Annotated in this window: 11 protein-coding genes; 7 read left to right on the forward strand and 4 right to left on the reverse strand. The window is 71.1% G+C overall.

Features of this window, described 5'->3' with window-relative positions; translation table 11 throughout:
* Positions 1-26 precede the first annotated feature (26 nt).
* The 6 genes from R2E43_RS01590 to R2E43_RS01615 all read left to right on the forward strand — a co-directional run bounded on the left by R2E43_RS01590 (position 27) and on the right by R2E43_RS01615 (position 6,428).
* Positions 27-983 (forward strand): GlxA family transcriptional regulator, encoded by a 957-nt coding sequence (locus tag R2E43_RS01590; protein ID WP_011031713.1) that lies wholly within the window; start codon positions 27-29, stop codon positions 981-983.
* A 136-nt stretch (positions 984-1,119) separates the two neighbouring features.
* A complete protein-coding gene (gene gap, locus R2E43_RS01595; protein WP_003971634.1) occupies positions 1,120-2,118 on the forward strand; it encodes a type I glyceraldehyde-3-phosphate dehydrogenase in 999 nt (332 codons plus the stop codon).
* A gap of 49 nt (positions 2,119-2,167) precedes the next feature.
* A complete protein-coding gene (locus R2E43_RS01600) occupies positions 2,168-2,665 on the forward strand; it encodes a peptidylprolyl isomerase (RefSeq protein ID WP_003971635.1) in 498 nt (165 codons plus the stop codon).
* A gap of 151 nt (positions 2,666-2,816) precedes the next feature.
* Positions 2,817-4,295 (forward strand): glutamate-cysteine ligase family protein, encoded by a 1,479-nt coding sequence (locus tag R2E43_RS01605; protein WP_193485955.1) that lies wholly within the window; start codon positions 2,817-2,819, stop codon positions 4,293-4,295.
* Between the two features lie 39 nt (positions 4,296-4,334).
* On the forward strand, positions 4,335-5,168 hold the full coding sequence (locus tag R2E43_RS01610; RefSeq protein ID WP_003971637.1) for a class II glutamine amidotransferase: 834 nt from the start codon (positions 4,335-4,337) through the stop codon (positions 5,166-5,168).
* A 312-nt stretch (positions 5,169-5,480) separates the two neighbouring features.
* Positions 5,481-6,428 (forward strand): TauD/TfdA dioxygenase family protein, encoded by a 948-nt coding sequence (locus R2E43_RS01615; protein WP_332055829.1) that lies wholly within the window; start codon positions 5,481-5,483, stop codon positions 6,426-6,428.
* Between the two features lie 52 nt (positions 6,429-6,480).
* On the opposite strand, the gene R2E43_RS01620 is transcribed toward R2E43_RS01615, so the two are convergent.
* The 4 genes from R2E43_RS01620 to R2E43_RS01635 form a co-directional block, all read right to left on the reverse strand.
* Positions 6,481-8,301 (reverse strand): glycoside hydrolase family 2 protein, encoded by a 1,821-nt coding sequence (locus R2E43_RS01620; protein WP_003971639.1) that lies wholly within the window; start codon positions 8,299-8,301, stop codon positions 6,481-6,483.
* Positions 8,302-8,366: 65 nt separating this feature from the next.
* The gene (locus tag R2E43_RS01625; RefSeq protein WP_011031710.1) at positions 8,367-9,266 is read right to left on the reverse strand and encodes a carbohydrate ABC transporter permease; all 900 of its coding nucleotides are present in this window, start codon (positions 9,264-9,266) and stop codon (positions 8,367-8,369) included.
* A 2-nt stretch (positions 9,267-9,268) separates the two neighbouring features.
* Positions 9,269-10,210, reverse strand: coding sequence for a carbohydrate ABC transporter permease (locus tag R2E43_RS01630; RefSeq protein ID WP_030868942.1), 942 nt, complete (start codon positions 10,208-10,210; stop codon positions 9,269-9,271).
* 21 nt (positions 10,211-10,231) lie between these two features.
* A complete protein-coding gene (locus R2E43_RS01635) occupies positions 10,232-11,605 on the reverse strand; it encodes an extracellular solute-binding protein (RefSeq protein ID WP_030868941.1) in 1,374 nt (457 codons plus the stop codon).
* Positions 11,606-11,759: 154 nt separating this feature from the next.
* On the opposite strand from R2E43_RS01635, the gene R2E43_RS01640 reads away from it, so the two are divergent.
* Positions 11,760-12,800 (forward strand): LacI family DNA-binding transcriptional regulator, encoded by a 1,041-nt coding sequence (locus R2E43_RS01640; protein WP_106517555.1) that lies wholly within the window; start codon positions 11,760-11,762, stop codon positions 12,798-12,800.
* Positions 12,801-12,803: the final 3 nt, after the last annotated feature.

Raw genomic sequence — 12,803 nt, forward strand, 5'->3', positions numbered from 1 at the left:
GGTCACCGCCCGCGTACGCTCTTCCCGTGCCGTCCCCCCGCCTGCGCCGCGCCGCCGTCCTCGTCCTGGAGGGCGCCAAGCCCCTCGACGTCGGCATTCCGGCGCAGGTCTTCACGACACGCGCGAGCATGCCGTACGAGGTACGGGTGTGCGGTGCGGCGCCCGGCCTGGTGACCGGCGGTGACGGCCTGTCGTACCACGTCGCCCACGGCCTCGACGCCCTGGCGTGGGCCGACCTGGTCTTTCTCCCCGGTTACCGCTCCCCCGACGTCGAGGACCCGCCGCGGACCGTCCTCGACGCGCTGACGGCGGCCCACGACCGGGGAGCGCGGCTCGCCGCCATCTCCACCGGCGCGTTCGCGCTCGCCGCCACGGGCCTGCTCGACGGCAGGCGGGCCACCACGCACTGGCACTACACCCGGGCGCTCGCGGCGAAGCACCCGGGCGTGCGGGTCGACGAGAACGTGCTCTTCGTGGACGAGGGCAGTGTCCTGACGTCCGCGGGCGCCGCCTCCGGCATCGACCTGTGCCTGCACATCCTGCGCGGCGACCTCGGGGTGGCCGCGTCGAACCACGCGGCCCGGCGCCTGGTCGCCGCCCCCTACCGCAGCGGCGGCCAGGCCCAGTACGTGCCGCGCAGCGTGCCGGAGCCGCTCGGCGAGCGGTTCGCCGCCACCCGCGAGTGGGCGCTGCGCCGGCTCGGTGAGCCGCTCACCCTGGAGACACTGGCCCGGCACGCGGCGGTGTCGGCGCGCACCCTCTCCCGGCGCTTCGTCGAGGACACCGGGTACACCCCGATGCAGTGGGTCATGCGGGCCCGTATCGACCTGGCCCGTGAGCTGCTCGAACGCTCCGAGCGCGGAGTCGAGCAGATCGCCGCCGAGGCGGGCCTGGGCACCGGCGCCAACCTGCGGCTGCACTTCCAGCGCATCCTCGGGACCACGCCCAGCGAGTACCGGCGCACCTTCGCCCGGGGCGAATAGCCGGGCCGCGCGCCGCCGCCCTCGCACCTGGCGTGATCCTTTCGAACCGTGGCACTCACGCCGCTGCCACCCGCTCCCGGCGTGCGCGAGCCTGGTGGCGAAGGACCTGGTGGCGAAACGAAGGGACACACCACTCATGACTCGCATCGGCATCAACGGATTCGGCCGCATCGGGCGCAACGTGCTGCGCGCACTGCTCGAACGCGACACGAAGCTCGAGGTCGTCGCCGTCAACGACCTCACGGAGCCCGCCACCCTGGCCCGTCTGCTCGCCTTCGACTCGACGGCCGGCCGGCTCGGCCGCCCGGTGACGGTCGACGGTGACACCCTGGTCGTCGACGGGCACCGCATCAAGGTGCTCGCCGAGCGCGAGCCGGCCCGGCTGCCCTGGGCCGAGCTGGGCGTCGACATCGTGCTGGAGGCGACCGGCCGCTTCACCTCGGCCGACGCCGCCCGCGCCCACCTCACCGCGGGCGCGCGCAAGGTCCTGGTCAGCGCGCCGTCCAGCGGTGCGGACGTGACGCTCGCGTACGGCGTGAACACCGACGCCTACGACCCGGCCGCGCACACGATCGTCTCCAACGCCTCCTGCACCACCAACGCCCTCGCGCCGCTCGCCGCGGTGCTGGACGAGCTGGCCGGCATCGAGCACGGCTTCATGACGACGGTGCACGCCTACACGCAGGAGCAGAACCTCCAGGACGGCCCGCACCGCGACGCGCGCCGCGCCCGCGCCGCCGGGGTGAACATCGTCCCGACCACGACGGGCGCCGCCAAGGCGATCGGCCTGGTGCTGCCGGGCCTCGACGGCAAGCTGTCGGGCGACTCGATCCGCGTGCCGGTCCCGGTGGGCTCGATCGTCGAGCTGAACACGACGGTCGCGCGCGACGTGACGCGCGAGGACGTCCTGGCGGCCTACCGCGCCGCCGCCGACGGCCCGCTCGCCGGCGTGCTGGAGTACTCGGACGACCCGCTGGTCTCCTCCGACATCACGGGCAACCCGGCCTCGTCGATCTTCGACTCGGCACTGACCCGCGTGGAAGGACGCCACATCAAGGTGGTCGCCTGGTACGACAACGAATGGGGCTTCTCGAACCGCGTGATCGACACCCTCGCGCTGCTCGCCACACGCTGAACGGGCAGCCGGTTCGGCATCACCGGGGGTCACCCGTCACAATGGTGCGATGAGCAATTCCAAGGTTTACTTCGACATCGACATCGACGGCCAGGATGCGGGCCGCATCGTCTTCGAGCTCTTCGAGGACGTCACCCCCAAGACCGCCAGGAACTTCCTGGAGCTGGCCACCGGCGAGCACGGCTTCGGCTACGCCGGTTCCCCGTTCCACCGTGTGATCCCGCAGTTCATGCTCCAGGGCGGTGACTTCACCAACGGCAACGGCACCGGGGGCAAGAGCATCTACGGCGAGAAGTTCGCGGACGAGAACTTCCAGCTGAAGCACACTGAGCCGTACCTCCTGTCCATGGCGAACGCGGGTCCGAACACCAACGGCTCGCAGTTCTTCGTCACCACCGTCCCCACCCCGTGGCTGGACGGCAAGCACGTCGTCTTCGGCAAGGTCGTCGAGGGCACGGACGTGGTCGACAAGATCGAGGGCTACGGCTCCTCGCCCGCGGGCAAGACCTCCAAGGAGATCAAGGTGCGCGCGTCCGGCAAGCTGTAAGGCCTGATCAGCCCTACGAGGACCTGAGGCGACGGGGGTCCACCGCATCCGGTGCGGTGGACCCCCGTTCCCGTCCCGTCTGGTGGGGTGCGCCGGGTGGTGCGACGCTGGGGTGGAGGAGCGTCCGAGGAAGGCAACCCCGGGAGGACCGATGGGACGGGACGTCCCGGCGCTGGTCTTCACCCGCGAGGACCGCCGCCGCTACCGGATCAAGATGCAGGAGTGCCTGGAGGCCTTCGCGCAGATGCTGCGCGAGTCCCGGTTCGAGACCGAGCGGCCCCAGGTCGGCCTGGAGATCGAGCTGAACCTGGTCGACGACCGGGGCGAACCGGCGATGCGCAACAGCGACGCCCTCGAAGCGATCGCGGACCCCGCCTGGTCCACCGAGCTGGGCCGGTTCAACCTGGAGATCAACATCCCGCCCCGGCAGCTCACGGCGGGCGGCCCCGACGCCTGGGAGACCGAGATCCGCGCCGCCCTGAACCACGCCGAGGACCGCGCCGCGTCGGTCGGCGCCCATCTGATCATGGTCGGCACCCTGCCCACACTGCGCCAGTCGGACGTGGGCGAGGCGGCCCTGTCGGAGAACCCGCGCTACCGACTGCTCAACGACCAGGTGTTCGCCACCCGGGGCGAGGACCTGCACATCGAGGTGGACGGCGTCGACCGCCTGCGGACCTACGCGGACACGATCACGCCCGAGGCCGCCTGCACCAGCACCCAGTTCCACCTCCAGGTCACCCCGGAGGAGTTCCCCGACTACTGGAACGCGGCCCAGGCCGTCGCCGGTGTCCAGGTCGCCCTCGCGGCCAACTCGCCGTTCCTGCTCGGCAAGGAGCTGTGGCACGAGAGCCGCATCCCCCTGTTCGAACAGGCCACCGACACCCGGCCGCAGGAGATCAAGGCCCAGGGGGTCAGACCCCGGGTGTGGTTCGGGGAACGCTGGATCAACAGCGTCTTCGACCTGTTCGAGGAGAACCTCCGCTACTTCCCGGCGCTGCTGCCGCTGTGCGACGAGCAGGATCCCGCCGAGACCCTCGACCGCGGCGACATCCCGGAGCTGGGCGAACTCACCCTCCACAACGGCACCATCTACCGCTGGAACCGGCCCGTCTACGCCGTCGCCCACGACAAGCCGCACGTGCGCGTCGAGAACCGCGTCCTGCCGGCCGGCCCGACCGTCGCCGACACCCTCGCCAACGGCGCCTTCTACTACGGCCTCACCCGCGCCCTGGTCGAGGAGGAGCGGCCGGTGTGGTCGCGGATGTCCTTCTCGGTCGCCGAGGACAACCTGCACACCGCCGCCCGGCACGGCATCGAGGCACACCTGTACTGGCCCGGCGTGGGCGAGGTGACGGTGCCCGAACTGGTCCTGCGCCGGCTGCTGCCGCTGGCGCACCGGGGCCTGGAGCTGTCGGGCATGGACTCGGCCTGGCGGGAGCCGCTGCTCGGCATCATCGAGCAGCGGTGCGTCACCGGCCGCAACGGCGCGGTGTGGCAGAAGGAGATGTTCCACCACATCGACGCCGGCACGCGGCCCGGCCGCCACGAGGCGCTGCGCAGGATGACCCAGCAGTACATGGACTACATGCACCTCAACGCCCCGGTCCACACCTGGCCGGTGGACTGACGTCCGGGGCGGGGAGGCCACCAGGGAGGCGACGGAGCGATGTGCCGATGGCTCGCCTACTCGGGGACGCCCGTCCTCCTGGAGTCCCTGCTCTACCAGCCCGAGCACTCGCTCATCGACCAGAGCCTGCACGCCCGCATGGGCGTCGAGACGACCAACGGGGACGGCTTCGGCGTCGGCTGGTTCGGGCCGGAGATGCAGACCCCCGCCATCGTCCGGGAGGTCGGGCCGGCCTGGAGCAACCGCAACCTGCGGGAGATCGCGAGCCATGTCCGCTCGCCCCTGTTCTTCGCGCACATCCGGGCGTCGACGGGCAGCCCGGTGCAGCAGACCAACTGCCATCCGTTCCGCCACGGCCGGTGGATGTGGATGCACAACGGCGCGATCGCCGAGTTCCACCGGCTGCGCCGGGACCTCGCACTGGCCGTCGATCCGCGGCTCTTCCTCGACATCGAGGGATCGACGGACTCCGAGATGATGTTCTACCTGGCGCTCACGCTCGGCCTGGAGGACGATCCTCCCGCTGCCGTGGCCCGGATGGCGGGACTGGTGGAGGAGATCGGACACGAACACGGCGTGGAGTTCCCGCTGCAGATGACGGTCGCCGTGACCGACGGGCACCGCCTGTGGGCCTTCCGATACTCCAGCCAGGCCCAGTCGCGCTCGCTCTACTACAGCAGCCGGGTGGAGAGCCTGCGCGCGCTGCATCCCGGCCTGCCCTTCCTCAAGGAGGCGTCCGACAGCACCCGTCTGATCGTGTCGGAACCCCTCGGCGACCTGCCCGGCGTGTGGAACAAGGTGCCCGAGGGCAGCTACGGCGTCGTCCAGCCGGAGGGGGACGATCTGCTTCCGTTCGCTCCCGTCCCCGCGTGATCCCAATTGACGCGTGATCCCATTGACACGGGCGCGGAAAGATCACACAATCGGTCCCATGACCACATACCGGTTCGGCACCACCGCGGAGTGTCCCCGCGTGCCCGAGCGGACCGGCTGTGAGCGTTCCGGCCTCTAACGGCCTTCTTCGTACCGACCGCCCGACGCCCCGCGCGTCGTAGCCCGTCGGCATTCTCTCCGGACCACCACCCGGAGCACCCGTAGCACCCTCGTTCCCCGGTCGTCCGGCGTGGCCTCGTGCCGTCCCCGGGCCGGGTCCCACGCGCATCGTCATACAAGGGGAGGACACCCATGTCCGTCACGTCCGTCACGTCCGCCGGTCCGAGCACCGTCCTGCGCGAAGCACGCATCCCGGGGGACGGCATGTACGAGGGCCGGCGCACCCTGCGCCGGCTGCCCAAGGGCTGGGAGGAACGGCCCTACGAGCTCTTCGAGGTCGTCCCGCAGGCCCGCACCATCGGCGCGGAGATCCGTGGGGCCGACCTCTCCCGCCCGCTTCCGCCCGCGCTGCGCGAGGAGTTGAACCGTGCCCTGCTGGAGTGGAAGGTGCTGTTCTTCCGCGGCGCGCACCTCACCTCCGACCAGCAGCGCGACTTCGCCGGCAACTGGGGAGCGCTGGAGACCAACCCCCTGCTCGCCGCCGGTTCCAGCGACGACGTCGTCCGGTTCGACAAGGGCGACGGGGCCGTGCCGACGTACGAGAACGTGTGGCACACCGACGTCACCTTCCGCGAACGGCCCGCGCTGGGCGCGGTGCTGCAACTGCGCGAGGTGCCGCCGTTCGGCGGCGACACCATGTGGGCGGACATGGCCGCGGCCTACGACAACCTGCCCCGAGAGGTGAAGGAGCGCGTCGACGGCGCCCTGGCCGTCCACGACTTCATCCCCGGTTTCGCGCGGTTCTACGGACCCGAGCGGCTGCTGCCGCACCAGGACCTCCTCCCGCCCGTGGAGCACCCCGTCGTGCGCACCCACCCCGAGACGGGGCGGCGCATGCTCTTCGTCAACGCCTCGTTCACCACCCGTATCACCGGCGTGGACCGCGACGAGAGCGACCGGCTGCTGCGTTTCCTCTTCCAGCAGGCGCACGTGCCCGAGTACCAGGTGCGCTGGCGCTGGCAGCCCGGCGACGTCGCCTTCTGGGACAACCGCGCCACCCAGCACTACGCGGTGGGTGACTACGGGTCCGAGCGGCGGATCGCCGAACGCGTCGCCATCGAGGGCGACCGGCCCTTCTGATCCGCGCGCACGGGGGCCGGGGGCGGCGCTTCGCCTCCGGCCCCCGTGCGGGCTACGCCTCCGGTTCCTCGATGGCCGCCGGGCGCAGCTGGGCGGCGCGGACCCGGGCGATGTCGAGCTTCTCGCCCCGGTCGAAGCGGTAGATGCCGTTCTGCTCCTGGAAGACGTCGGTCAACTGGGTGTAGCAGTAGCCGAACATGTCGCGGTCGCCGAGCAGGACCTCGGTGAGGCCGGCGAACCGCTCGTGGAACTCGTCCTCGTTGCGGACGCGTTCCCCGTAGCCCCAGGAGACGGTGCGGTCCTCGCCGGACTGCGCGGCGGCCGCCTCCGGGTCCCACCAGATGCCGCCGAACTCGCTGACGAAGTACGGCTGGCCCCGGTACGGCTGGGAGTAGGGGGCACCGCTCTCGTGGGCGTTGACGAACGGCGCGTCCTTGGCGAGGCCGGACATCAACTCCCGGAAGGCGGCGGGATCCTGCTCGTAGTTGTGGGAGTCGTAGATGTCCGTCTCGGCGACCCGGTGGGCGTAGCCGGAGGCGTCCACGACCGGGCGGGTGGTGTCCATGGCCTTGGTGGCCAGGAACATCGCCCGGGTCACGTCGTCGAGCTGGGTGATCCGGTCGTGCAGCTTCTGGTAGGTCTCGTTGAGCGGGCACCAGCCGATGATCGAGGGGTGCGAGTAGTCGCGCTCCAGCGCCTCCAGCCACTGGGCGACGTAGGAGGCGTCGGGCTTCTGGTTGTCGCCCGAGGAACCGCCGGTCTCGCAGCCCCAGTCGCCGAACTCGCCCCAGACCAGGTAGCCGAGGCGGTCGGCGTGGTGGAGGAAGCGCTCCTCGAAGACCTTCTGGTGCAGCCGGGCCCCGTTGAAGCCGGCCGCCATGGCCAACTCGATGTCCCGCACCAGGGCCTCGTCGGTGGGGGCGGTCATCAGCCCGTCCGGGTACCAGCCCTGGTCGAGGACGAGGCGCTGGAAGACGGGGCGGCCGTTGAGCAGGACGGCCCTGCCGCGCAGTCCCACGGCGCGCAGTCCGGCGTAGCTCTCGGCGCTGTCTACCACCTGGCCCGCGGCGTCGAGGAGTTCGAGCCGCAGGTCGTACAGGTGCGGGTCCTCCGGTCCCCACTCGCGCCGCCGGTCGTCCGGCACCGGCAGGTGCAGGCGCGGGGCGAGGTCGAGGTCGGCGCGTGCCTCGGCGCGGCTCACCTCGCCGTCGGCGTCGCCGAGGACGGCGCGGACCCGGTACCCCGGGCGGTTGCCGGACAGGGGCAGTTCGAGGTGGAAGGCGGAGCCGGCCAGGTCGGGGGTGACGCGGGGACGGCGCAGGTGCGTCTCGGGGACGGGCTCCAGCCACACGGTCTGCCAGATACCGGTCACGCGGGTGTAGTTGCAGTCGTGGTTGGCGTACTTGATCGCCTGCTTGCCGCGGGCCTGCGGGCCGGACTTGGGGTCGCGGGCCCGGACGGTGATCACGACCTCCTCCCCCGCCCCGGCGATGTCGCCGAGGTCGGCGGTGAAGGGCGTGAAGCCGCCGCGGTGCCGGGCGACCTCTCTTCCGTCGGCCCACACGGTGGTGTCGTGGTCGACGGCGCCGAAGTGCAGCAGGACGCGGCGGCCGGCCCAGGCGGCGGGCAGGGTGAGGGCCCGCCGGTACCAGACGGCCTCCAGGAAGTCGGTGTCGCCGATGCCGGACAGCTCGGACTCGGGCGGGAAGGGGACGAGGATCTCGTCACGCAGCTCGCGGTCGAGCAGACCGCGTTCGAGGCCGCTGTCCCCCCGGTCGGTCTCGAACTGCCAGGCGCCGTTCAGGTTGAGCCAGTCGCGGCGCGTGAACTGCGGTCGCGGGTACTCCGGGCGCGGTACGGAGTGAGTGGGCACACATGCTCCAGTCGATCGGTGGGCCGGGCGCGCGAACGTCGGCCCGTGGGTACAGCTGTGAGGGTTCAGGAACCGCCGAGGCCGGTGGTGGCGACGGAGTTGACGATGCGGCGCTGGAAGAGGAGGAAGACCACGATCAGCGGCAGCGCGGCCAGCAGGGCGGAGGCCATGGACTGCGCGTACTGGATGCCGTAGGCGTCCTTCACGGTGGCCAGGCCCACCGGGAGGGTCATCAGGTCGGGGTCGTTGGTGACGATGAACGGCCACATGAAGTTGTTCCAGGCGCCGATGAAGACGAAGATCGCCACCGCGGCCACGATCGGCCGGGCGAGCGGCAGGACGATCGACCGGAAGACCCGGAACTCGGAGGCGCCGTCGATCCGGGCCGCCTCCTCCAGCTCCTTGGGGATGCCGTCGAAGAACCGCTTCAGGATGAACACCATCATCGGCGCGACGACCTGGGGCAGGATGACCGCAGCATAGGTGTCGACCAGGTTGAACAGGGTCATCTGGTCGAACAGCGGCACGACGAGCAGCTGCGGCGGGACCATGATGGCGGCCACGGTGACGCCGAGCAGCGCCTTGCGGCCGCGGAAGGTACCGCGGGAGAAGCCGTACGCGGCGAGGGTGGAGACCGCCACGGTGATCAGCGTGACCAGGGTGGAGATCAGAAAGCTGTTGAAGGCCCAGACGGTGACGTTCCCGCGTTCCAGTATCTGCTGGTAGGCGTCCAGGGTGAAGGCGCCCTTGAACGGGGACAGCCCGGTGGTGTTGATGTCCTCCTCGCTCTGCACCGAGGTGATGACGGCCCACACGAACGGCAGCAGCCAGACGACGGCGAGGACGACGAGCGCGGTCCCGGCCAGGACGCGGGGCAGCCTTCCGTGGCCGAGGAGCAGGGGTGAGCCGGCCGCTTCGCGGGGTGGACGGCGCCGGGTACTCAGGGTGGTGGCGGTTGCGGACACGATCAGTCCTCCCGGCGGAAGAGGCGGAGCTGCACGAGCGAGACGAGGACGATCAGGGCGAAGAAGAGGTACGAGACGGCGGAGGCGTAGCCGAGGCGGTAGCCGGTGAAGCCGACGTCGTAGACGTACTCCAGGACCGGCCGGGTGGAGCCGTTGGGTCCGCCCTTGGTGAGGATGTAGATCTGGTCGAAGACCTTCAGGGAGGCCAGCACCTGGAGCATGGCCACCAGGCCGGTGGTCCGGCGCAGTTGGGGCAGGGTGATGGACCACAGGCGGCGCCAGGCGCCGGCTCCGTCGAGTGCCGCCGCCTCGTCGAAGGTGGTGGGCAGGGACTGGAGCGCCGCGAGGTAGAGCAGGAAGTTGAAGCCGACGGTCCACCAGACGGTGAGGGCGGCCACCGACCACATCGCGACGGACTCGTCGGACAGCCACCCGACCGGCGCCATGCCGAGGGCGTCCAGGAGCTGGTTGGCCATGCCCAGTTCGGGCTGGTAGAGCCAGGTCCAGATCATGGTCACGACGGTCACGGGCAGCAGGTAGGGCGCGAAGAACGACAGGCGCCAGGCCCACTGACCGGCGAGCCCGCTGTGCACCAGCAGGGCCATCGCCAGCGCGACCAGCACCAGCGGGACGCTGGAGACGCCCGTGAAGAAGACGGTGTTGCCGAGGCTGCTCCACACGTCCGGGTCGCCGAACGCCTCGGTGTAGTTGTCGAAGCCGACGAAGCCCGGGTCGCGCAGGGCGAGCGAGCTGTCGGTGAGGCTCATCCAGAGCCCCTGCACGATCGGCCACACCATGAAGAGGCCGAACACGAGCAGGAACGGCAGGACGAACACGAGCCCGTTGCCGGTGCGTATGCGGCCGAGGGCGGAGCGGCGGCCGCCCGGGGCAGCGGCGGGCGGGGCGGTCCGTTCCTCGGCGCCGAGGGGTGCGGTGGTGGTCACGTCGGTCACTCCTTTCGCTGGTCAGGCCACCGGGTTGGGCTGCCGCAGCAGGGTGTCCGCCTCGCGGACCATCTGCCGCACCGCCTTCTCGGGGGTGGTGTCGCCCAGCAGCGCCGACTGGAGCGGCTGGCACATCCGGTTCTGGAAGTTGGAACCGGCGCCCGCGAACCAGTTGGGCGGGTCGAGCACCGCCACCTCGGCGGCGTCGGCGTAGGAGGACTGGGGGTCGAGTGCCGCGTACTCGGGCTCCGCGAGGACGGGCTGGTAGGCGGGGATGTGTCCGGCGCTCGCCCAGGTGAGGCTCTGCTTGAGTATCTGCGCGACGTATCGGTGGGCCTCGCGGCGCCGGGCCGGATCGGGGCTGTCCTGGTGCGGAAGGACGAAGCTGTGGCTGTCGGTGTAGACGGCCGGCTTCTCGAAGACCTGCGGGAACGGCGCGGCGCCCAGCTCCATGCCGGACTTCTTCAGCGTCGGCAGCTCCCACTCGCCGAGCATCGCCATGCCGCCGCGTCCGCTGCTGAAGGCGGCCAGCGCGCCGTTGTAGTCCAGGTTGCTGGGGTTGGTCTTCCCGTCGAAGAGCCGCGTCATGAGGGTGACGACGCGTACGGCGGCGTCGACGTCGATCTCCGGGGGACCGCCGTCCGGCAGGTCGAAGGCGGCGCCGGTCTGCGCGTAGAGCCCGGCGAACAGGCGCCAGTTCTGTGCCGTGTCGGTGACGTGGCCGAACAGGATGCCCGACTCGCCGGTCGCCTCGGCGAGGGCCTTGCCCGCCTCCAGCAGCGCCTCGGGGGATCCCATGGGAGCCAGTTCGCCGGCGGCGTCCAGGAGTCCGGCCCGCTCCGCGGCCTTCTTGTCGTAGAACACGATGAAGGGGTGGACGTCCAGCGGGATCGCGTAGACGGTCCCCTCGTGCCGCGTGCGTGCCCACACGGCCGGGGTGAAGTCCTTCTCCGTGACGCCGTACTCGGCGAGCAGGTCCAGGTCGAAGGCGTCCACCAGGCCGCCGGGGGCGTAGCCCGCCAGCCGGGACAGGTGCATGGCGGCCACGTCGGAGGCCCGGCCGCCGGCCGCGGACATGGCGAGCTTGGTGTAGTACGACGGGCCCCAGTCCAGGATCGTCCGGTCGATCTCGAAGCCCTCGGCTCCCCCGGCCCCCTTGGACACGGCCTCGATCATGTCGTCCATGAGCATGCCGTCACCGCCCTGGAAGAGGTCCCAGACGCTCAGCGCGGACGCCCCGGAGGCCGAGGCCGGTGACGCGCAGCCGGACAGCGGGCCCGCGGCGAGCAGGGCTCCCGCCCCGGCCATGGCGTGACGCAGTATCCGGCGGCGGCTGGGGCGGCGGACCGGGTCGGACACGGCCGGCACCCCCTGGGCGGGCAAACGGGAACTCATCGCGGACCTTTCGACGGCCGGAGCTCATGCGGTGGCTTGTTTTTACATCGATGTACATTGGCTGTAAAGAGCTGGACGGAAGTGGACCTGCGCCGCAGCCCTCCCCGCGCCGGGACATAGACTCGGGCAGCGCGAAAGAGGCAGGGAGGTCTCGGTGGCACGGCCCAGGATCAAGGACGTCGCACGTCATGCGGGCGTTTCGGAGAAGACGGTGTCCAATGTCATCAACGACTACGCCCATGTCTCCGACCGGACCAGGCAGGTGGTGCGCGAGGCCATCGAACACCTCGGCTACCGGGTCAATCTGGCCGGCCGTCATTTGCGCAAGGGCAGAACCGGCATCATCGCGCTCGTCGTCCCGGAACTGGACATACCGTACTTCGCGGAGCTGGCCCGGCATGTCATCCGCGAGGCCGAGGAGCGGTCCCTGACGGTCCTGATCCACCAGTCCGGGGCGGACCGCGACCACGAGCTGGCGGCGCTGGCCGGGTTCGGCTCCACCTTCGTGGACGGGATCATCCTCAGCCCGCTGGCGCTGACCGCCGACGACCTGCGGGACCGTACGGGCTTCCCGCCCACGGTGCTGCTCGGGGAGCTGCTGGAGGAGGGCGCCGACCATGTGGCCATCGACAACGAGCGCGCCGCACACGAGGCGACCCGCCATCTGATCGGGCTCGGGCGCCGCACCGTTCTCGCCGTCGGGGGGCGCGACGACTCGGGTCTGGGGACTGCGCAGGCGCGCACCCGGGGCTACCGTGCCGCCCTGACGGAGGCGGGCATCGCCTACGATCCGGCCGCTCTGCTGCCGGTCGGCTCCTTCCGGATGCCCGACGGCGCGCGGGCCGTGGCGCGGGCGCTCGCACAGGGCGCCCGGCCCGACGCGCTGCTGTGTCTCAACGACCAGTTGGCGCTGGGTGCGCTGCGCGCCCTGCACGAGCACGGGGTGTCGGTGCCCGGGGACGTCGCCGTGATCGGCTTCGACGACGTGGAGGGCGGTCGGTTCAGCGTCCCGACGCTGAGCACGGTGGCGCCGGACAAGGCGGCGGTGGCCAAGGTCGCCGTGCAACTGCTCCAGCACCGCATCGAGGAGGCGACGGCGCCGGACGGTGCCGTGCCGGGGGTACAGGCGCAGGACCGCATCGTGGCCCACCGGCTCGTCCTGAGGGAGAGCACGCAGGGCCACGAGCGGCGCTGACGC

The sequence above is a fragment of the Streptomyces violaceoruber genome (genome assembly GCF_033406955.1).
Lineage (GTDB): Bacteria > Actinomycetota > Actinomycetes > Streptomycetales > Streptomycetaceae > Streptomyces > Streptomyces violaceoruber.